Genomic DNA, 20,881 nt, shown 5'->3' with positions numbered 1-20,881 from the left:
TTTTGTTCATTAAATTGTTCAAAAAAATCGTTTTTTAACCCATTATAAACGCCAACTTTACTATTTTTAGTAAGGATAATAAAAACTTAGGAGTATGGATTTGAGTCACAATGAAGAAGATTATAGTTTATCCTTATCAAAATTTGAATCAATGTTAAAAACCAATAAGGTCTTATTTTTTGATTCAGAAGAATTTGAGGATATCATCCTCCATTATATGGATATTGGCAAACCTAGTCTAGCCAAAAAAGCTCTAAAATTAGGGCTAGAGCAACATCCCAAATCCTTTGGATTGAAGTTGGTTCAGGTAGAAATGCTGTTATTTGAAGACAAAATCGAACAAGCCGAAAAGCTGCTGAATGATTTATACGCTATAGAACCCACCAATGAAGAAATTTTTATACAAAAAGCAAACATTTGTTCTAAACGAGACGATCATAAACAAGCCGTTGAGTTTCTAAAAACAGCCTTACAATACACAGATGACTATGCTGATGTTCATAACCTTTTAGGGATGGAATATTTATTCATGGATGAACTAGAACTCGCCAAAACACATTTTATAGCTTGTTTAGAAGAAGAACCCGAAGAACAATCCGGACTCTATAACGTCATCTATTGTTTTGAATTTTTAGAACAATACCAAGAAGCCATTTCCTTTTTACAAAACTATATAGACACAAATCCTTATAGTGAAATTGCATGGCACCAACTAGGTAGATTAAACTTTACTATAAAACAGTACCAAGAAGCCTACATAGCATTTGATTATGCAACCGTTATTGACGATCAATTCATGGGAGCCTATATGGAAAAAGCCAAAGCACTTGAACGTTTAGAACGCTATGAAGAAGCCATCTGGAACTATCAAGAAACCATTCGATTAGAAGATCCAACCTCTTACGCCTTATTACGAATAGGCAAATGTTTTGAAAAAATGGGCAATGATTCAGAAGCTTTAAATTATTATAACAAAACAGTACATGAAGATCCTTTATTAGATAAAGGATGGATAGCCATAACGGATTTTTATATGCGCCAAGAAAACTTTCAAAAGGCTCTTTATTATGTAAACAAAGCCCTTGGTATAGATGCAGAAAACCCTTTATACTGGAAACGGTATGCCTCTATAAATAAAGAGTTAGCACTATTTGAAGAAGCAGAAGAAGGATATCGAAAAGCTATAGAATTAGGAGATACAGAATTAGAAACCATTCTATTTTGGGCGGATACACAATTATTTATTGGGGAATATGAAGCTTCTGTAGAAACCTTAATAAAAGCAAATGTCTTGTTTTTAGATCATTATCAAATAGAATACCGTTTAGCTGGGTTGTATTATTCTTTAGATAACCCTACCAAAGGATTATATCACTTAACAAATGCTTTACATCATAATTTTAAAATGAAGAGTATTCTACAGGAACTATTTCCTGCCGTATTTGATATGAAAGCTATTCAAAAAATTATAAATAAATTCAATGAGTTACAATAAATCTAAAATTTATTAAGGTAAAAAATAACAGAAAAAAGGTTGTAGTATTTGCTTAAATTAAAAGAATGAATTTTTCTAAAACATTAAGCAAAAAAAGGGTAATCTGAAAAAGAGAAATCAATTTTACCACACTTCTAAATTCTGATTTTTAATAAACCACCTATTTTAGATACCGTTCAATTATATATTCCGTTATAGCCTTCAAAGGCTTATTGGTAACAGGATGATGACCCGGTTGATTGAAAAGTTCAATATGATCTTCATCCATCTTACAATACCAAATAACGGCCTTACCATTTTTAAAATAAGTAATTGTATCGTTAGGTATTATTCTGCGTAATAAAAGCAATCTTTCATTATACGGAACCTTTGTATTTAGTTCAGCAAAACCATTTATTTCTTTATTACAAGCAACTTTAATATAACGGTTATTTTGCCATTCTAGACAAGAATTTTCCCTTTTAAAATTCCAATACACAATAATTGATAAACACAAAAATAAGCATATAAGGATTAAAAGCCTGTTACGACTAGAAGAAATCATTTTTTTAGGTAAAAGATCCATAGGCTTATTAGATAAAACAACTGAAGATCCAGTTTTGTCAATTGCATGATTTTTAGGTGGATTGTGTTTGGATTTCAAAAAGTCTCCTAAAGGTCTAGGTTGTAAATTTACTAATAAGGCCATTACATCTAAAATATCTTGATTAGGAGCCGATGTCTTTCCTTTAAAAAAATTACATATCGGGCGAAATTTATCTACATCAAAATTGGGTAAATTGTAAAATGTTTCAAGAATCATTGAATCTTTTTGAGACAATCCTTTTTGCTTTAAAATTTTACAAAAATCATTTAGTAAAGCTGGTGATGGTTTTGATAAGTAACTCGCATAAATACCCTTTTTTTCAACTTCATATTGAGCTTTTATTTCTGTAATATAATCTTTATAAGTAATGTTTTTCATAAGCATTATACGGAATTATTTAGAACTATCGGAATCCTTTGGAATTATTGGAATTTCTTTACAAACCCCTAGTAAAATCAACACACCTTTGCCTCAGAATTAGTTCTTGTTCTATTTCGCGATAAGAACAAATGTACAAAACTACTTCTAAAAAAGTGAGACTAATCCGTTCGTATTTTCTGTCTTGGGGAGTACATAAAAAACTTTCTGATATAGCCCACTTCACTTCCCAAGATGGTGCCATAAGCACTAAAACTAGGTGGTAAAAAATTCGAAAACTTATTTCGAATAGCCACAAATATGTCAAAAATTAATTAAAAAAGTATGAAAAAAATAATATTAATTGCAGTTCTAAATACGGTAGGTTTTACTATAATCTCTTGTGAAAAAGAAAATTTAAATACAGCAAATACAAAAGAAATGGAAATTAAAAAAGAAAGCAGGTTATTACAATTTGCAGATTCTACAAGTATTGAAAGGATCATACCTGTAGAAGGAACAGGAGATGATTTGGTTCCTATTAAACCTCCAAAATCTTAATTTTTTTAAATTAAATTAAAAAAAAATAGTAAATTCGGGGAAAGTATCTGTATGAAATTTTTCCTGAGTTTACTGTTTTTCGTATGGTTTATAGTAATTAGTTGTACAAAAAAGCAAGAACATAAAATTGAACATAAAAAAATAAATCCTGTAGAAAGAATAGCCTTTCAACTCCAAAATAAAGCCGAAAAAGAATGGAATGCTAATAACTTTCACAGTGCATATTACTATTACGACAAAGCAAAGTCATTGTATCAAACACTTAATAAAAATGAAAACATTGTTTATTGCCTTATTCAAATGGCTAGTATCCAGCAGCTTGAAGGGGATTATTTTGGTAGCGAATCCAGTTTGATTGAAGCGTTACCTTACATAAAGAAAAATAAAACCTATCAAGCTGCTATTCATAATCTATTGGGTATAGCCTCTAAAGAACAAAAAAATTATAATAGTGCTATTGAACATTATAATATGACTTTTAATCTTGCTGAAAACAAACTTACTCAAATAGTTTCTTTAAATAACATAGCAAATGTATATATTCAACAAAAAAAATTTGATAAAGCACAAACAATTCTTAATAGAATTTTAAAAGAAAAAGGGCTAGATTCCTTACCCTTTCGAAAGGCTATATATTTAGATAATTTAGGATATAGTTTATATAATTTAAATCAAAAGGAAGAAGGATTAAAACTTTTAAAAAAAGCGCTTCAGACAAAACTTCAAAGCAATAATACTTACGAAAGAGTAGAAAGCTATTTGCATTTAGCCGATGTGTATATAAAGTTAAATCCTCAAAAATCCTTTTATTATGCTACAAAAGCTTACCAAAATGCAACCTTACATAAAAGTATTGATCAAAGGCTTAAGGCTTTATTACTAATCATTAAGTTGCCACAAAGTACTCAAAAACAGGCATTACAATATGCTAACTTACAGGATAGCATTACACAAATAAGAAGTACAGCTAAGAACCAGTTTGCCAAAATAAGATACGATGCTCGTGTAGCTAAAGAAGAAAATTTAAAACTAAAAAACGAAAAAATAGCTACGGATCTTAAACTACAAAAAAGTCAAAATGAAAAAAATATTTGGATTTCAGCTTCTGCTTTACTAGCAACTTTAATTTTTTTTATTTATAATTATTTAAAAAATAAAACACAATTAGAAAAACAAAAAGCAACCTATTTTACAGAAACTAAAATTGCTAAAAAAATTCACGACGAAATTGCCAACGATGTGTTTCAAACCATGTCATTTGTAGAAACCCAAAAAATCGAGAAACCAGAAAATCGAGAAATTTTAATTAGTTTGTTGGATACTCTATATCAAAGATCTAGAAATATTTCAAAAGAAAATGAATCAATAGAAACAGGGATTTTTTTCTTTGAAAGTATATTACAAATGATAAACGGATATAAATCAAATACACAAAATATTATTATAAAAAAAGAAGATACAATAGATTGGGAGAGTTTATCAGAAATCAAAAAGATTACTTTATTTAGAGTATTACAGGAACTTTTAGTAAATATGAAAAAACACAGTCAAGCGACTATTGTGGTTGTTTGTTTTTCAACTCATAAAAAAGCTTTAAAAATAGACTACTCAGATAATGGAAAAGGGTTTAATATAGAAAGTATAAAAAAAAGCGGTTTGGCAAATGTGGAAAACCGTATTATAAACATTAACGGAACCATTACTTTTGATGCTACTGATAAGGGATTAAAAGTAAAGATAAATATTCCAAAATAAAGTATTACTATGTTTTCAAAAGTTTTAGTGGTTGATGATATCGATCTGAATAATATTGCTACAGAAAAGACACTTAGTGAATTTGATATTTCGGTTGTTGAATATGTAAAATATTGTGACGATGCCATTTTAAGATTAAAAAAAGCACATATAGACAATTTACCATTTGAGTTGTTAATTACAGATTTATCTTTTAAAATAGATCATAGAGATGCTAAAATAACTTCAGGGGAACAATTAATAACAGAAGTTAAAGAAAAATTCCCGTCTATTAAAATAATTGCTTTTTCAATAGAGGATAGACCTCACAAAATTAAAAAACTAGTATACGATCAAGGGATTGATGCCTACGTGGTTAAACATCGTTATACGGCAAGCGAACTAAAAAAAGCTATTGAAACAATATGGATAGGAAAAGAAAAATATATTTCACCTAGTATTCAACTTATATTACAAGATAAGACCACCTCCGAAATAGATACATACGATATTCAATTACTGACGCAACTGTCTTTGGGAATTCCGCAAGAAAATATGGAAGCTAAGTTTAAAGAACTTCATATTACACCTAATAGTAAAAGTACCATCGAAAAACGTATAGCAAAACTTAAAGATTATTTTAAAGCCAATAATACCGTTCATTTAGTTGCCATTGCAAAAGATATGGGAATTATTTAACCACATATTTTTAAAAATATAGAGAAGGTCTCCTAAAAGTTGAACTCACTTTATAAGAATCGGATATATGAAAATCATATTCGATAGGTATCTGAATATTATAGTAATAAAAAAGGCTGTCCAACTTTGCACTGCCCCCAAAAAGTTAGATACTATTTGGGGGTATTTTTATGCATTACGGTTTTCCGTAAGGAAATGGTTATTGTTGGAGGTAAGTTTGCCATATAAACATAAAAAAAATAATTATGAAAAGACGAACTGTTTTATTTACAATGTTTTTATTCTTACTAGGAACTAGTATTAATGCACAAAAAGGACACTATAAAGGTGGAAAGGGGAGTTCTCATAAAGGAGGCCATTATAAAAATTCTTCTACTAATGACCATTATAGAAAAAGAAAATAATATGAAATACAAAGTAGTACCCTTCATAGCTTCATTGGATCCCAAAAAAAGAACTTCAGACAATGTCGCAATTCAACTAGAAAATTTAATCAATGATCTTTCTAATCAAGGCTGGAAATATGTTCGTTTAGAAAGTGTGACCACATTTGTAAACCCTGAGACAGGTTGTTTTGGATTAGGAGCAAAACCAGGTTATATGACAACTAGACAAATGGTAGTTTTTGAAAAGTAGTATGAAGTATTTAGTCCTATTGAGTATTCGATTGTATTGGTTAACTAAGCCAAAGAATAAAAAACCAAGATGTATTTTTAGAAAATCTTGCTCACATTTTATATATGAAGAAACGCTACAAAATGGTTTTTTAAAAGGATTAAAGGCTTTTCATTACAGATTTAAAAATTGTCGAAGTGGATTTGAAGTTTTTAAAAATCCAATATCAAATCAAGTTCAAATGTTATTGACTTCAAATCAAATAATTGAAGAAGAAGAAATAGCTAAAAGATTAATAACTCATTTAAAATAATTTTTTTGGAAAGATATAGAAACTTAAGTGGAACATCTGCTGTATATAGCTATCAAATTGGAAATGATTTTATAAAAATCAGATTTGCTTCAGGAGCTATCTATACGTATAGTTATAACAAAGCTGGAGCATATCATATTAATCAAATGAAAACATTAGCACTTAAAGGATTAGGGTTAAATTCCTATATAAATAGAAATGTAAAATATAAATACGATTAGAACTATAATTTTTATCATAAAGTATTCTTAAATTAAAAAGAATATTCACTTTTAAACAATTAAATATGAAGGCAATAGGATTATTAATAACATTTCTATTTTGTTTTTTCTCCTTTTCGAAGAATAATGAATTAATTACATCAAATTATGAATGTCTAATACCTAAAAAGGAAGCTGGCAGATGTACAGGTTCTGCATATTGTACAGCTTGTAGAAATTGTTCGAGATGCGCACATTGTTCCAGTGGTGGTAGTTGTGGTGTATGTAGTAGTACTACTACTAGTACCCATTATTTATATAACTCAAATGAAAAAAAGAGCAAAAGGTCTAGAACTCCAAAATATTCATCAAAACTAAGTAGCTCTAAAAAATATTATTATGTTGATGAAACAATAACAATCTACAATGATATCTTAAATTTAAGAGAAAATCCTTCCTTAGAATCTAAAATTATCGAAAAAATAACATTTGGAGTTAATGTTGTTTTTATAGAAGAAAAAGGGGATTGGATAAAAGTTAGAGTAGAAGAAAGCGAAAATATAGGGTATTTATATGCAAAAAATATAAAATAAGAATATGACAAAAGTTAAAAACATTAATGGAACATCAGATAACAATTGCAAATGTGGAAGTTGGTTGCAACATTGGAAAAAATACAGTAAGCAGGATGTAGATTCGTGTTCAGAGAAAAGCTGTTCAGAAAAAAAAGATTTAGTTGGAGCTCACGTCCAAAAATCTGATTCTTCAGATATGAGTTGGTATATAATCCCGCTTTGTAAAACTCATAATAAAAGTACCGATGATTTAGAAATTACGACCAGTAGAAAATTAGTTTCTGCTAATAAAAAAGAAACTTGCGAAAAGTAAACAGAGATATGTAATTAAGAGCGAACTACTGAACAGAGGTGGTGGTTCAAATGGGAATCCCAAAATCCCCTTATTATTTATATCTTTTGCTTAAACCCAGATTATGCAATAGACCTTGTAACGAATACGGAAAGGGCAAAGAAGCTAAAAAGACACGGAATTTTTTTACTACATTAAGGACAAAAAATGAAGTGCTTTTTTAGATTCAAAGTCCTTTTTATCTACAATAAGTTTCTAATGTATAATCTGGGTTAAATGATAAAAAAGTCCTATTTTTTACTACAATGTCATAAAAAAAGTCCCACCGAAGCGGGACTAAAGACTTTCGTCTACGGCATATAGCCTTATTGTGATAAGATTAAAGATTAGAATAATTTTATCTGATACAAATATACACAAAAAAAGCTATAAACACTTTACGGTTTTCCGTATTTAGATGAAAAAAGTTTTTCCTTACTTTTAAGACCAAATTACAAACTAAACACAAATGACAAAAATACTTGGACTAGACTTGGGGACTAACTCAATTGGTTGGGCAATTAGAGATACTGAAAATGAAGGAGTAAATCAAATTCTAGACAAAGGAGCTAGGATTTTTTCTGAAGGAGTAAAATCTGAAAATGGAAAAGAAATATCTAGAGCTGCCGAAAGAACAGCCTACAGAAGTGCTCGTAAAATAAAATATCGCAGAAAACTAAGAAAATACGAAACTTTAAAAGTGCTCTCTATTAATGGAATGTGTCCTCTATCTGTTGAAGAAGTGGAACAATGGAAAAAATCTGGTTTCAAAGAATATCCACTAAATCCTGAATTTCTTGATTGGCTACGAACCAATGAAGATAAAAATATAAATCCTTATCTTTTTAGAGACAAAGCCAGTAAGCAAAAAGTGACTTTATTTGAGTTAGGTAGAGCCTTGTACCATATAGCACAACGAAGAGGTTTTTTGAGTAATCGCTTAGATCAATCAGCCGAAGGTGTTTTTGAAGAACATAACCCGCAAATTCAAAATTTAATTGAAGATTTAGATAATTCGAATGCGATCTTAAACGAATTAAAAGAGTATTATATTAATCTTGGAATTATAGATGAGACAGAGAAAAGTGGTTTTAAAAAGGATTTAGACGAAGGAGAAAAAAATCTAAAGAAATTATACACTTCATTAGTATCCATTACAAAAAAGAATGCTAATGATATTGAAACATGTAAACAAGAGCTTATTGCGCGTCTCAATAAAAAGGCAGATTTAGGCAAAGTAAAAGGAAAAATTAAAGACATTTCACAAGCAATGCTTGATGGAAATTTTAAAACCTTAGGCCAATATTTTTTTAGTTTATACAACAAAACAAGAATAAGAAACCAATATACTTCTCGTGAAGAACATTATTTAGAAGAGTTTATCATAATTTGTCAAATACAAGGAATTGAAGGAATAAATACAAATGAAAAATTACCCGAAAAAAAGTTTACGGGTTTAGCTAAAGATTTATACCGAGCTATTTTTTTTCAAAGACCTCTAAAATCGCAAAAAGGATTAATAGGAAAATGTTCTTTTGAAAAAAACAAATCTCGATGTGCTGTTTCGCATCCAGATTATGAGGAATTTAGAATGTGGTCATACTTAAACACCATAAAGATAGGCACACAAAGCGAGAAGACATTACGTTTCCTAACACTGGAAGAAAAATTAAAATTAGTTCCGAAATTTTACAGAAAAAGCGACTTTAATTTTGAGGTTTTAGCCAAAGAACTGGTTGAAAAAGGAGCTAGTTTTGGCTATTACAAATCTTCTAAGAAAAATGAGTTTTTTTATTGGTTTAATTACAAACCTACAGATAGTGTTTCTGCTTGTGTAGTTTCGGCTTCACTGGAAAATGCTATAGGAAAAGACTGGAAAATTAAAACTTTCGAATACCAAACTAGAAATACGGAAAAGAATGAAGTCACAAAATCTGTAGATTATAAAGATTTATGGCATTTACTTTCAGTTGCAACCTCAGATACGTATTTATATGATTTTGCCATAGATAAACTAAAACTAGAACCTAAAAACGCAAAAGCATTTAGCAAAACAAAACTGAAAAAAGACTTTGCTAGTCTTAGTTTGGCAGCTATTGCAAAAATACTACCTTATTTAAAACAAGGATTACTGTACTCGCATGCTGTTTTTATGGCAAATATTGAGAATATTGTAGATGATGACATTTGGAAAGATGAAGAGCAACAAAAATTCATTCAATCAAAAATAGTTGAATTAGTAGATAATTATATAGTAGAAAAAAGCAAGCTAGAACTAATTAACGGCTTATTGAAAATATACAATACCGAAGACAAAGAAGGTAGAAAGGTATATTATTCTAAAGAAGCGGAATCGCTTTTTGAGGCTGATTTGAGAAAAAAGCTTGTCCCCTTTTACAAAGCAAATATTATTATTGAGGAACACGAACAAGAAATAATATTTCAAGATTTATTCCCTATTCTAATGGATCAATTAAAAAAGCAAGAATTCATTAAAATAGGTAGGTTAGATAAACAAATTGAAGCTTTTCTTAAAGGTGAAAATGAAGAGGGACAAATATTTTGTAACCATCCTGATAAGTTAAAAAAACTCTATCATCCATCAGATATAGAAGTATTCAAAAAGAAAACCATTAAAGACGAATGGGGCAATGAAAAAGTAGTATTAGGCAGTCCGCTTACTACTTCTATAAAAAACCCTATGGCTATGCGTGCTTTACATCAATTACGCAAAGTCCTTAACACACTAATAGCTAATGATCAAATAGATGAAGACACTCGCATTCATATTGAAATGGCTCGTGAATTGAACGATGCAAACAAAAGAAAAGGGATACAGGATTTTCAAAATGAAAACAAAAAATTCAAAGAGGACGCCATTAAAGAAATAAAAAAGCTCTATTTAGAGCAATGCCACAAAGAAGTAAATCCTACAGAAGATGATATTTTAAGATACCAGCTTTGGTTAGAACAAGGAAAGTGTGAAATATACGAGGAAGGCAATAATATTAGCATCTGTGACATTATAGGTAGCAATCCTTCTTATGATATAGAACATACTATTCCTAGAAGTATCTCACAAGATAATTCGCAAATGAACAAAACCCTTTGTAGTCAAAGATTTAATAGAGACATAAAGAAGCAAAAAATGCCTATTGAGTTATCAAACTACAATGATATTTTACCTAGAATTGCACACTGGAAAAAAGAAGCTGAGGAACTAACTCGACAAATTGAAACCATTTCTAAATCTATAAAATCAGCAGCTACAAAAGAGGCAAAAGATAAAAACATAAGAAAAAGGCATTACCTCACTTTAAAACGCGACTATATTCAAGGTAAATATGACCGATTTACCTGGGAAGAACCTAAAGTAGGTTTTAAAAACAGTCAAATACCTGATACAGGTATTATAACTAAATATGCGCAAGCCTATTTAAAATCCTATTTCAAAAGAGTAGAAAGTGTAAAAGGTGGCGCAGTGGCTGAGTTCAGAAAACTTTGGGGCATCCAAGAAAGTTTTATAGATGAAAACGGATTAAAACACTTCAAAGAAAAAGACAGAAGCAAACACACCCATCATACAATTGATGCGATTACCATTGCGTGTATGCCTAAAGACAAATATGATTTGTTAGCTCACGCGTGGCGTTTAGAAGACGAACAAGATAAAAAAGCAGCAAAAGTTTTAATAAAACAAGCCAAGCCTTGGAAAACCTTTAAAGAAGATATAGAAAAAATAGAAACCGAAATTTTAGTATCACATTTTACGCCAGATAACGTAAAAAAACAAACTAAAAAGATTCTTCGTGTAAGAGGTAAAAAACAATACGTAGCCGAAATAGAAAGAAATGCAAATGGAAAAGCTATTCCTAAAAAGGATGCTAATGGTAAAATAATTTATAAGCTTAACGAAAAAGGTAATAAAATACCTATACTACAACAGGGCGATACAATAAGAGGATCTTTACATCAAGACAGTATTTATGGTGCCATTAAAAACCCACTAAACACTAATGAAATTCGTTATGTAATCCGTAAAGATTTAGAAAGTTTAAAAGCAAATGATATAGAAAACATAGTCGATGAAAATGTAAAAGCAAAAGTAAAAGAAGCAGTAACTAATAAAATTTTACTTATTTCATCTAACCCCCAACAAAAAAACAAATTTGCCGAAGGTAAAAATGTTTGGATGAACGAAGAGAAAAAAATACCAATTAACAAAGTTAGAATCTATGCTAATTCTGTTAAAAACCCTATAGAAATTAAAAAGCATAGTACTTTATCAAAATCAAAACACGAACACAAACAAACTGTGTACGGACAAAATGATGAAAATTATGCTATGGCTTTGTATGAACTTGATGGAAAGCGAGAATTTGAATTAATCAATAATTTTAATTTAGCAAAACTTCTTAAACAAAATCAAGGTTACTATCCATTACATAAAGAAAAAGAAATAAAAGGTAAAAAAGTTTTAATACCCATTGAGAAAAGAAACAATAGAGATGTAATTTTAAAAAGAGGTCAACAGGTAGTTTTTTACGATAAAACAGTTGAAAATCCTAAAGATATTTCAGAAATATTAGATTTTAGAGAAAGAGTATATTTAATTGAAGGTTTGTCTATTCAAAGACAAATAGTATCAGGTAAATTATACGAATTTGGCATAATAATGCTAAGATTTTTTAAAGAAGCGAGAAAAATAGATGTTATAAAAAAAGATAATTATAAACCTGATGGTCCATTTAAATTAGGGGAAAATAAACCGACTAGAAAAATGAATCACAATCAATTTACTGCCTTTTTAGAAGGAATAGACTTTAAAGTTTTACCATCTGGAAAATTTGAAAAAATTTAAAAACAATAACATTTGTTCTTTGACATAAAAATTAGAAATCGATTTAGCGAGATTCAGCGGAGCTAAACACGATAGTGTCAAACGCAGATTAAGACCCTCAACAGGAACTGAAGCTCTCGAATTCCTGTAGTGGTTTACAATGTTTTAAAGAAGACAAATCGCGGCGTTTATCTTTGAATAAGTTTTAAGTTTCTGAAAAAATTAAAAATTATGATCTAGCGGTTAAAAAATGGTGTAAATTTACACCAACAAAACACAATAACATGGCACGTCAAAGCATCACTTTAGCCAATCAAAATGATGAATGGTTAAAACAGCAAGTCGCAAACGAAGAATTTACAAGTAAAAGTGAAGCGATTAACTACTTAATTCAACAGGCAAGAAAGCAGGAAGAATATTACGAATATGTTAGAATGAAAATAGAATTAGGCGAAAAAAGTGGTTTGGCTAAAAAACAAACTAAAGAAGAAATGCTTGCCGAATTTAAAAAACGATTAAATGTATAATTATGATTTAAGCGAACAAGCTAAAATAGATTTGTTGCGTATTTATGAATATGGAATTGGTCAGTTTGGTCTAGACCAAGCTGATAAATATTTTGACATGATGCACGATTGTTTTAATAAAATTGCTAAAAATCCATATTTATTCCCTTTGGCATCAAATATTAAGTCAAATTATTACAAATGTGTTTGCGGAATTGACACCATCTATTATAAAGTTGTTACAAATGGAGTTATCATTACAACAATAGTTGGAAGGCAGGATTTTGAAATTCAAAATTTAGTTCATTGACATACACTATCAAATCGCAAATAACCAAACCTCATACTGATTGGTTTGATTAAAGATTAGAAACCGAGGGACGAGGTTCAACGAAGTCAAAACACGATATTATTTGGTTAAAAATTACGATTGTAATTTCAGTTGTGGTTTACAAACACCAAGTCAATATTTGTTATAGGTGTGTTTGTGATTATAATTGATTAAAGATTAGAAAACACGATATTTCATCATTTATTAATGAATCAAAATTATCAGTTGTGGTTTGATTAAAGATTAGAAAACACGATATTATTTTATTTTTTTCAAAGGTCAAGGATGGAGTTGTGGTTTGATTAAAGATTAGAAAACACGATATTACAAATATAAATTATGACAACTTTATCATTGTTGTGGTTTGATTAAAGATTAGAAAACACGATATTTAAATAAAAAAAGTTTAGTAAAAGTTTAGGTTGTGGTTTGATTAAAGATTAGAAAACACGATATTTCTGTTAATAATAGTAATCCCGTTTATATGGTTGTGGTTTACAAACACCAAGTCAATATTTGTTATAGGTGTGTTTGTGATTATAATTGATTAAAGATTAGAAAACACGATATTAATGGTCGGACAACCTATATACACCTTCTTGTTGTGGTTTGATTAAAGATTAGAAAACACGATATTTAAATCATCAGTAGTTCGTATTGTGGATATGTTGTGGTTTGATTAAAGATTAGAAAACACGATATTTTTAGAGTGCAATACGGAAATTTCCGAGTAGTTGTGGTTTGATTAAAGATTAGAAAACACGATATTAAAAATTTGTTAAAGTTTTGTTGAAAAGTAGTTGTGGTTTGATTAAAGATTAGAAAACACGATATTTTATTTTGAAAAAAATTCAATTATAGGGATGTTGTGGTTTGATTAAAGATTAGAAAACACGATATTCGAGCTAATTCTTCAGCTAAACGTTGTTTGGTTGTGGTTTGATTAAAGATTAGAAAACACGATATTGCTGGTTTGAGAAACGAAGGCGAGGTCTTTGTTGTGGTTTGATTAAAGATTAGAAAACACGATATTTTAGTAATCAAAATTAATTTTGAATTGCATGTTGTGGTTTGATTAAAGATTAGAAAACACGATATTTCACGCTTTAAGATTGCGTTCTTACGAAGCGTTGTGGTTTGATTAAAGATTAGAAAACACGATATTATGGTGCTGAGTAATTCATTACTCATAAACGTTGTGGTTTGATTAAAGATTAGAAAACACGATATTGTAAACAAGTTTATTATACCTGGCACGATGTTGTGGTTTGATTAAAGATTAGAAAACACGATATTTAAGCCGTGGGGTTCGATCCCGACACCGAAGTTGTGGTTTGATTAAAGATTAGAAAACACGATATTGATATAAAGAGGTTGTACAATAAAACCGAGTTGTGGTTTGATTAAAGATTAGAAAACACGATATTATTTTTCAATTCACCGTGGGTCGCCACCCGTTGTGGTTTGATTAAAGATTAGAAAACACGATATTAGAATGTAGAGATTTATTAAATGAAATTGAGTTGTGGTTTGATTAAAGATTAGAAAACACGATATTTCACGCTAAAAATAATTTTAACATTGATTTGTTGTGGTTTGATTAAAGATTAGAAAACACGATATTCAAATCACAATCATTTGAGATTGAATAGTGGTTGTGGTTTGATTAAAGATTAGAAAACACGATATTTTATTGCCGGAACACCAGCGAATGAAGTAAGTTGTGGTTTGATTAAAGATTAGAAAACACGATATTGAAAGAAGCTAAAGCGATGTTAAGAGCATTGTTGTGGTTTGATTAAAGATTAGAAAACACGATATTATATCTTTTCTTTTACAGGAAACAATAAGAGTTGTGGTTTGATTAAAGATTAGAAAACACGATATTCAATTTTAATTTATGACTGAATTTGAAATGGTTGTGGTTTGATTAAAGATTAGAAAACACGATATTAAAACCATAAGAATTATTTAAAAAGTTACCGTTGTGGTTTGATTAAAGATTAGAAAACACGATATTCTTTTACAATGCACGAAATTGTAGAAAATGGTTGTGGTTTGATTAAAGATTAGAAAACACGATATTTGGTCAAGCAGATTCTGTAGAGAAACTTCTGTTGTGGTTTGATTAAAGATTAGAAAACACGATATTTTAAAAAACAAATTAAATCTTGAAGACCAGTTGTGGTTTGATTAAAGATTAGAAAACACGATATTATATAAAACTAAAAATAAATTTATAGTAATGTTGTGGTTTGATTAAAGATTAGAAAACACGATATTACAAATAGTTAAATCCCAGCCGTTGTATTGGTTGTGGTTTGATTAAAGATTAGAAAACACGATATTCTAATGGATTATTCATTGACGTAATTGATGTTGTGGTTTGATTAAAGATTAGAAAACACGATATTATTATTAAACTACTTAATTTCCCATCTCTAGTTGTGGTTTGATTAAAGATTAGAAAACACGATATTGCAACAACCCTCCGAACCAATACCACCAAAGTTGTGGTTTGATTAAAGATTAGAAAACACGATATTAGCTAACAGCTTAGTTATTAAATATCAAAGCATTAAGCCAAAATATCGTTAAAAAAAATGCTTCTTTTTTGGCACGTTATACCAAGATTGAAGCATTTTTTTATTTCTAAAACAGTTCCAGTTGGGTGGGTTGTGGTGCTTTAGGGGTTTCTACTTTACCCCAAAAGTTTTGTATGTTCCCAAATTGCTTGTCTGTAATTCGTAACATACTTACTTTTCCTGAAGGAGGCAGGAGTTTGTGTACACGTTTTTCATGTACATCGGCACTTTCGCTACTGGCACAATGCCGTATATATACCGAGTATTGCATCATACTAAAACCATCTTTCAAAAGTTGGTTCCGAAATCCAGAAGCATTTTTTCGGTCTTTCTTAGTCTCAGTAGGCAAATCAAAAAACACAAACAACCACATAATTCGATACCCGTTTAAATCCATAATTTTGGGTATTTTATCTTTTTACGATCGCCCGAAAAACACTGTTGTAAGGAACTTGCCGTTTTTTGTAATCCTACCATCAAAGGACTTTTTTCGTCTTTAAAATACACTGTACGCGTAAGTATTTGTAATAATTCAGATTTTATAGCTGTATTCAGTTCTTGCTCTTCGTAGCGCTGTATTAGTTCATATACTTTTTCATCTACTAAAGGGCGAAAAGGTTCCATAATATCATCTGCTAAAGCAAAAGCATTGTATTTATTTCTATGATGAATACCTAAGGTGTTTAATAAACCACTTCCTGATAAAGATCTAGCTGTGGCTGCTCGTAATAAAGTATAACCGTAATTTAAAAAATTATTAGGATAATCTCCAAAGCGTTCCCGCTTGAAACGTATATCAAAAAATTGTTTCCAATACTGACTGGCTGCAACTCCTTCCATATTACTACTATCACCACTTAAAACCTTAGAAGCTAAAAAAGGAAACTGATTTTTTAAACCAGTTATACGCTCAAGTAACAAACCTTGATTTGTAATTTTTTCAACAATGGTTTGTTGCCATAATTGTTTTTTTAGCGGAATACTTGCTTCAATCTGATATTTAAAGAGTTCTTGTTGTATATGGTGACTATTCAAATTCAAAAACATACCTTGTGGCAAATGGGATGCGTTGCAAATAATGACAGCACTGTTATGTTCTAATAATAAATTTAAAGCTGGGAGACTAATATAGATTTCTTGACTTTCAAGTACCAAAAAGCCTATATCTTCTATGGGTATAGTAGCCTCTCGTAAAATCCCTTTTATAATTAATTGATTGTTTTTTGTATAAAGAGATGATTTATTTTCAATTAGAATGGTTTTTTTTAGCATTTATTTTTTTACGATGAATATAACAGCTCTTTTAGAACTTCTATTACGGAAAACCGTAAGGTCTTTAAAAACATAGAATTTACTTTTGTCAAAAAAGGTAAAATGAAAAAAATATTTTTAGTTTTAGTATGTTTTTGTTGTTTTTGGAAATGTAAAAAAGAACCGATAAAAGTACCAGTAAAACCAGCGGTAAAAGTAAAAATCGAACCCAATGACATCAAATCTGTTACACCACAAGAAGCTCAAACTTTTTATAAAAATCCTGAAAAGAAATACGAATATCGAACAGGAAAATTTAACGAATATGAGTATAATTACGATGTAATAGGAACTGATCAAGATAATAATGTGGTTACAGGCAATATTATTACACACAAAAAATACGGGGCGGGAATACTTTATACCAATGACAAAAGTGATATTCCTGTGAAAGTAGAGTGGATAGGTTATGGTAAACTAATAGGAATTGATTCTAATAAAAATGAATATGAACTTAAAATAAAAGAATAACAATAAAACGAATAAGTGTATATTAATATTTATACTTGGTCTTATTTCTGAAAACGGAAGTACCTATTTGTGGAGGTACTGGTACAAAAAAATATTTTAAAGTATCTTGTGAGGATTAAATAGAGCTATAAGCAACCCATTTATAACGCTTCATTAAACTCATATTATGTGTTAGATTTTGTGATAAATAGGAAAAAGATAAAGAAGGTAAAAAGGGATATAAAATTTTTACCACAGCTATAGTTTTACATTGAGGACAAAAAATAGAGACTTTTTTAGATTCAAAAATCACTTTTTATCTGTAATAAATTTCTAATGCGTAATCTGGGTTAAAATTAAGTTTAAATTTGTCAGGAATTTTAGACTTTAGATTTAAGTTGAACTCTATATTATTTTATGTAATTTTGGAAGTATGTATACATCTAGCGATATATTTGAAATTAGTTCTAAAAAAGAATTCGAAAAGCTTACTTTAAAAATTTTTCGTTTTCAGTATAATCATAATTTAGTTTATCAAAGATTTTGTTCTTTGCTAAAAAAGGATGTAACAAATGTAAAAAGGATACAAGATATCCCTTTTTTACCTGTTCAATTTTTTAAATCAAATGATGTATTGAGTTCTACAGATCCAATACAAAAGATTTTTACAAGTAGTGGAACAACAGGAATGACAACAAGTAAGCATTGTGTTACGGATTTATCTTTTTATGAAGAAAGTTACAGACAAGCTTTTAAACAATTTTACGGAAATGTTGAAGATTATGTAGTTTTGGCATTATTACCCTCTTATTTAGAACGTGAAGGATCGTCTTTGATTTATATGGTTGACGATTTAATCCGTTTATCTAATACTCCTGAAAGCGGATTTTATTTAAATAACTATGACGAACTTATAGAAAAATTGATAACACTAGACAATGAAGGACATAATATTTTATTAATAGGTGTTACTTATGCTTTATTAGATTTAGTAGAAAAACAAAAATTTAATTTAAAAAATACCATTATCATGGAAACAGGAGGTATGAAAGGACGTAGAAAAGAAATGATTAGAGAAGAATTACATACTATTCTTTGTAAAGGTTTTGGTGTTCCTGTAATACATTCTGAATACGGAATGACTGAATTATTATCCCAAGCTTATTCTTTAGGAAATGGGGTTTTTGAATGTCCTGCATGGATGAAAATTATCATTCGCGATTCTGAAGATGCTTTAACCTTATTACCTGATGGTAAAGTAGGAGGAGTAAATATAATTGATCTTGCTAATATTAATTCATGCTCTTTTATTGCTACTCAGGATTTAGGAAAAATACTAGATAATAATTCTTTTGAAATTCTTGGGCGATTTGATAATTCGGATATTAGAGGTTGTAATTTGATGGTAGTATAATACTTGTATTATATCGGTTTTAACGACTTCTATAGACGGAATATAAAATATAATTTCTAAGACAACACAATAATACGTTATAAAAATGAAAAAAACACTTATTGCTCCATCCGTTCTTGCTGCTGATTTTGCTAATTTGCAAAGAGATATTGAAATGATTAATACAAGTGAAGCCGATTGGTTTCATATAGATATTATGGATGGGGTTTTTGTTCCTAATATATCTTTTGGTATGCCTGTATTGGAAGCTATTAAACGATATGCTAAAAAAACAATTGATGTACATTTAATGATTGTAGATCCAGATCGTTATATTTCAACTTTTAAGAAACTAGGAGCTGATATTTTAACCGTACATTTAGAAGCTTGTGTACATTTGCATAGAACCCTTCAAGCTATAAAAGCAGAAGGAATGAAAGCAGGTGTAGCTCTGAATCCTCATACCAATATAACATTATTAGAGGAGGTAATTCAAGAGATAGATGTAGTTTGTATTATGAGTGTAAATCCTGGTTTTGGAGGACAATCATTTATAGAAAATACGTATTCAAAAGTAGAAAGGTTAAAAGCATTAATAGAAAAAAAAGGAGCCTCTACTCTGATTGAAATTGACGGGGGCGTTTCTACTAAAAACGCAAAAAAATTAGTTCAAGCAGGTGCAGATATTTTGGTTGCAGGTAGCTTTGTATTCAATTCAAATGATCCTAAAAAAACAATTATAGATCTTAAAGAAGTTGTTAAGGAATAAAAGGGCTTGACAATAGATAACTCGTTTACTTCATCCAAAAGTATTTCCAATTGTACCTAAAATGTTTTAAAAAAAATCCTTTTTTTGAGTAAAAATAGCCAAAAAAAGGATTTTTTCAATAAGTGTTCTAAACTATTATCCCCATTTAAAAGGAGGATTTCTTCTCATAATTAATTAATAAATTAATAAACTTACTATAACTCTGCATTCCTTCTTTTTGTTGATTTAGTTTTAAAAAATGGTCGTAAAATATTTCAAAACCAGTATTGATCATTGATTCATGTACTGACCAAAAGGTTTCACTTTCTTGAAAGTTTTTTAAAACCCCAGGATGAATAGTGCTAAGTATGCTTTTTAATTCTTTTTGATCTTTAGAGGCAATATGGGCTAGACAATAACGTAAAGCATAGGTATACCCAGCATATTGAAAGAACAAATTTTTGTTATGAGTACAAGCTAAAAAACCAATAAAGTTGCATTCGCTTTCACTAGAATAGCCTATTTGATGAGCCATTTCGTGACAAACTATAGCGGGTAAATTATAAGAAGGAGGCATATCGTTTACTTGTGCTTCATTTGTGAAAGGATTTAAATAACCTCCAAAGCCCATATACGTTAGTGGGTAACTAAATAAGGAACTTTTTATGCTAGAATTTGTATAATCAAAAAAGGGATGTGTGTTTTTTAAATTAGCATATCCTAATGGAGCTAATCGGAATATTTGAGTTGTTTTATAGGGACTAATTACTTTTTTATTTACATTATGTGTGAGTTTAAACTGAAGTTTATTGCTTGTGTAGATAAGCCTTTTGGTAAATTGTAAGAGTTCTTCTTGACGATAATCAGTTCTTAAATTCATTTTTTCATAAAGAGGCATCCTATAATAATTATAAGCCCAAAGTAAATGAAATATAAAATAGCCTATTACTAGCATTTTAAAGAGGTGTTTAACTTTTTCTATCCAATTTATTTTTTGGTTTTTATAAAACCAATATAGGAGATAAATACTTAAAGAAATATAAATAAGATCACCAACAGAAAAAGGAATCCAACCAAAAATGATTCTATTTAGTTTTGAAATAATAGGATAGCACCCATTACTATAATACTGTTCTATAATAGCAGGAAATTTAGAAAATACGCTTAGTAATACTAATTGAAATATAAAGAATGCTAAAAAAAAAATGTTTTCTGTAAATAGTATCTTTTTGATTTTTAAGGGCTTCATAT

20 protein-coding genes and 1 CRISPR repeat array are annotated in these 20,881 nt (G+C 29.4%); of the genes, 16 read left to right on the top strand and 4 right to left on the bottom strand.

Features of this window, described 5'->3' with window-relative positions:
- The first annotated feature begins 94 nt into the window (after positions 1–94).
- A complete protein-coding gene (locus tag HUE53_RS13175; protein WP_014164448.1) occupies positions 95–1,495 on the top strand; it encodes a tetratricopeptide repeat protein in 1,401 nt (466 codons plus the stop codon).
- Positions 1,496–1,655: 160 nt separating this feature from the next.
- Here the strand turns inward: HUE53_RS13175 and HUE53_RS13170 are convergent, their stop codons facing one another.
- On the bottom strand, positions 1,656–2,459 hold the full coding sequence (locus HUE53_RS13170; RefSeq protein WP_065213644.1) for a hypothetical protein: 804 nt from the start codon (positions 2,457–2,459) through the stop codon (positions 1,656–1,658).
- Positions 2,460–2,783: 324 nt separating this feature from the next.
- Between HUE53_RS13170 and HUE53_RS13165 the strand changes: the two genes are divergently transcribed.
- The 12 genes from HUE53_RS13165 to HUE53_RS13110 all read left to right on the top strand — a co-directional run bounded on the left by HUE53_RS13165 (position 2,784) and on the right by HUE53_RS13110 (position 13,122).
- Positions 2,784–2,999: a hypothetical protein gene (locus tag HUE53_RS13165; protein ID WP_014164450.1), complete on the top strand. Its 216-nt coding sequence runs from the start codon at positions 2,784–2,786 to the stop codon at positions 2,997–2,999.
- Positions 3,000–3,050: 51 nt separating this feature from the next.
- On the top strand, positions 3,051–4,754 hold the full coding sequence (locus HUE53_RS13160) for a tetratricopeptide repeat-containing sensor histidine kinase (RefSeq protein ID WP_065213643.1): 1,704 nt from the start codon (positions 3,051–3,053) through the stop codon (positions 4,752–4,754).
- A 9-nt stretch (positions 4,755–4,763) separates the two neighbouring features.
- Positions 4,764–5,432, top strand: coding sequence for a response regulator (locus tag HUE53_RS13155; protein ID WP_014164452.1), 669 nt, complete (start codon positions 4,764–4,766; stop codon positions 5,430–5,432).
- A 245-nt stretch (positions 5,433–5,677) separates the two neighbouring features.
- Positions 5,678–5,836 (top strand): hypothetical protein, encoded by a 159-nt coding sequence (locus HUE53_RS13150; RefSeq protein WP_155761353.1) that lies wholly within the window; start codon positions 5,678–5,680, stop codon positions 5,834–5,836.
- A 1-nt stretch (position 5,837) separates the two neighbouring features.
- Entirely contained in the window at positions 5,838–6,068 is a 231-nt protein-coding gene (locus HUE53_RS13145; protein WP_041253324.1) for a hypothetical protein, read from the top strand.
- A 1-nt stretch (position 6,069) separates the two neighbouring features.
- Positions 6,070–6,360, top strand: coding sequence for a membrane protein insertion efficiency factor YidD (gene yidD, locus HUE53_RS13140; RefSeq protein ID WP_065213642.1), 291 nt, complete (start codon positions 6,070–6,072; stop codon positions 6,358–6,360).
- A gap of 5 nt (positions 6,361–6,365) precedes the next feature.
- Complete coding sequence (locus HUE53_RS13135; RefSeq protein ID WP_014164455.1) at positions 6,366–6,581, top strand: hypothetical protein; 216 nt, start codon at positions 6,366–6,368, stop codon at positions 6,579–6,581.
- A gap of 65 nt (positions 6,582–6,646) precedes the next feature.
- Positions 6,647–7,153, top strand: coding sequence for an SH3 domain-containing protein (locus HUE53_RS13130; protein WP_065213641.1), 507 nt, complete (start codon positions 6,647–6,649; stop codon positions 7,151–7,153).
- A 4-nt stretch (positions 7,154–7,157) separates the two neighbouring features.
- Complete coding sequence (locus HUE53_RS13125) at positions 7,158–7,448, top strand: hypothetical protein (RefSeq protein ID WP_014164457.1); 291 nt, start codon at positions 7,158–7,160, stop codon at positions 7,446–7,448.
- Between the two features lie 487 nt (positions 7,449–7,935).
- Positions 7,936–12,327, top strand: a complete 4,392-nt coding sequence (gene cas9 / locus HUE53_RS13120) for a type II CRISPR RNA-guided endonuclease Cas9 (RefSeq protein WP_192188567.1) — start codon at positions 7,936–7,938, stop codon at positions 12,325–12,327.
- Between the two features lie 263 nt (positions 12,328–12,590).
- Complete coding sequence (locus HUE53_RS13115; protein WP_014164459.1) at positions 12,591–12,833, top strand: ribbon-helix-helix domain-containing protein; 243 nt, start codon at positions 12,591–12,593, stop codon at positions 12,831–12,833.
- Positions 12,826–13,122 carry a type II toxin-antitoxin system RelE/ParE family toxin gene (locus tag HUE53_RS13110; RefSeq protein ID WP_014164460.1) on the top strand — a complete coding sequence of 99 codons (297 nt, stop codon included), beginning with the start codon at positions 12,826–12,828 and terminating at the stop codon, positions 13,120–13,122. Before HUE53_RS13115 ends, HUE53_RS13110 begins: the two co-directional genes overlap by 8 nt.
- A gap of 179 nt (positions 13,123–13,301) precedes the next feature.
- A CRISPR array of direct repeats spans positions 13,302–15,689; the repeat unit is 36 nt; unit sequence GTTGTGGTTTGATTAAAGATTAGAAAACACGATATT.
- Between the two features lie 106 nt (positions 15,690–15,795).
- Here the strand turns inward: HUE53_RS13110 and cas2 are convergent.
- Positions 15,796–16,125, bottom strand: a complete 330-nt coding sequence (cas2, locus tag HUE53_RS13105) for a CRISPR-associated endonuclease Cas2 (RefSeq protein WP_065213638.1) — start codon at positions 16,123–16,125, stop codon at positions 15,796–15,798.
- Positions 16,116–17,000: a type II CRISPR-associated endonuclease Cas1 gene (gene cas1 / locus HUE53_RS13100; protein WP_014164462.1), complete on the bottom strand. Its 885-nt coding sequence runs from the start codon at positions 16,998–17,000 to the stop codon at positions 16,116–16,118. The genes cas2 and cas1 overlap by 10 nt, the downstream gene beginning before the upstream one ends.
- A gap of 102 nt (positions 17,001–17,102) precedes the next feature.
- Here cas1 and HUE53_RS13095 point away from each other — a divergent pair, with 102 nt between their 5' ends.
- From HUE53_RS13095 to rpe, 3 genes are all read left to right on the top strand, one after another.
- A complete protein-coding gene (locus tag HUE53_RS13095) occupies positions 17,103–17,510 on the top strand; it encodes a hypothetical protein (RefSeq protein WP_014164463.1) in 408 nt (135 codons plus the stop codon).
- A gap of 412 nt (positions 17,511–17,922) precedes the next feature.
- Complete coding sequence (locus HUE53_RS13090) at positions 17,923–18,903, top strand: LuxE/PaaK family acyltransferase (protein ID WP_014164464.1); 981 nt, start codon at positions 17,923–17,925, stop codon at positions 18,901–18,903.
- 85 nt (positions 18,904–18,988) lie between these two features.
- A complete protein-coding gene (gene rpe, locus HUE53_RS13085; RefSeq protein WP_014164465.1) occupies positions 18,989–19,651 on the top strand; it encodes a ribulose-phosphate 3-epimerase in 663 nt (220 codons plus the stop codon).
- A gap of 145 nt (positions 19,652–19,796) precedes the next feature.
- Here the strand turns inward: rpe and HUE53_RS13080 are convergent, their stop codons facing one another.
- Positions 19,797–20,879: a DUF3810 domain-containing protein gene (locus HUE53_RS13080; protein WP_077225315.1), complete on the bottom strand. Its 1,083-nt coding sequence runs from the start codon at positions 20,877–20,879 to the stop codon at positions 19,797–19,799.
- Positions 20,880–20,881: the final 2 nt, after the last annotated feature.

The organism is Flavobacterium columnare (assembly GCF_014844295.1).
In the GTDB taxonomy this organism is placed as follows: domain Bacteria; phylum Bacteroidota; class Bacteroidia; order Flavobacteriales; family Flavobacteriaceae; genus Flavobacterium; species Flavobacterium columnare.
This window is presented reverse-complemented; position numbering and strand designations above follow the sequence as displayed.

Bases quoted from the DNA above. Each gene is read 5' to 3' on its own strand.
- cas1 (WP_014164462.1), bottom strand. From the start codon at position 17,000: ATGCTAAAAAAAACCATTCTAATTGAAAATAAATCATCTCTTTATACA.
- HUE53_RS13175 (WP_014164448.1), top strand. From the start codon at position 95: ATGGATTTGAGTCACAATGAAGAAGATTATAGTTTATCCTTATCAAAA.
- cas2 (WP_065213638.1), bottom strand. From the start codon at position 16,125: ATGGATTTAAACGGGTATCGAATTATGTGGTTGTTTGTGTTTTTTGAT.
- HUE53_RS13090 (WP_014164464.1), top strand. From the start codon at position 17,923: ATGTATACATCTAGCGATATATTTGAAATTAGTTCTAAAAAAGAATTC.
- HUE53_RS13145 (WP_041253324.1), top strand. From the start codon at position 5,838: ATGAAATACAAAGTAGTACCCTTCATAGCTTCATTGGATCCCAAAAAA.
- HUE53_RS13165 (WP_014164450.1), top strand. From the start codon at position 2,784: ATGAAAAAAATAATATTAATTGCAGTTCTAAATACGGTAGGTTTTACT.
- HUE53_RS13080 (WP_077225315.1), bottom strand. From the start codon at position 20,879: ATGAAGCCCTTAAAAATCAAAAAGATACTATTTACAGAAAACATTTTT.
- cas9 (WP_192188567.1), top strand. From the start codon at position 7,936: ATGACAAAAATACTTGGACTAGACTTGGGGACTAACTCAATTGGTTGG.
- rpe (WP_014164465.1), top strand. From the start codon at position 18,989: ATGAAAAAAACACTTATTGCTCCATCCGTTCTTGCTGCTGATTTTGCT.
- HUE53_RS13160 (WP_065213643.1), top strand. From the start codon at position 3,051: ATGAAATTTTTCCTGAGTTTACTGTTTTTCGTATGGTTTATAGTAATT.
- HUE53_RS13155 (WP_014164452.1), top strand. From the start codon at position 4,764: ATGTTTTCAAAAGTTTTAGTGGTTGATGATATCGATCTGAATAATATT.
- HUE53_RS13150 (WP_155761353.1), top strand. From the start codon at position 5,678: ATGAAAAGACGAACTGTTTTATTTACAATGTTTTTATTCTTACTAGGA.
- HUE53_RS13125 (WP_014164457.1), top strand. From the start codon at position 7,158: ATGACAAAAGTTAAAAACATTAATGGAACATCAGATAACAATTGCAAA.
- HUE53_RS13170 (WP_065213644.1), bottom strand. From the start codon at position 2,459: ATGAAAAACATTACTTATAAAGATTATATTACAGAAATAAAAGCTCAA.
- HUE53_RS13095 (WP_014164463.1), top strand. From the start codon at position 17,103: ATGAAAAAAATATTTTTAGTTTTAGTATGTTTTTGTTGTTTTTGGAAA.
- HUE53_RS13130 (WP_065213641.1), top strand. From the start codon at position 6,647: ATGAAGGCAATAGGATTATTAATAACATTTCTATTTTGTTTTTTCTCC.
- HUE53_RS13115 (WP_014164459.1), top strand. From the start codon at position 12,591: ATGGCACGTCAAAGCATCACTTTAGCCAATCAAAATGATGAATGGTTA.
- HUE53_RS13110 (WP_014164460.1), top strand. From the start codon at position 12,826: ATGTATAATTATGATTTAAGCGAACAAGCTAAAATAGATTTGTTGCGT.
- yidD (WP_065213642.1), top strand. From the start codon at position 6,070: ATGAAGTATTTAGTCCTATTGAGTATTCGATTGTATTGGTTAACTAAG.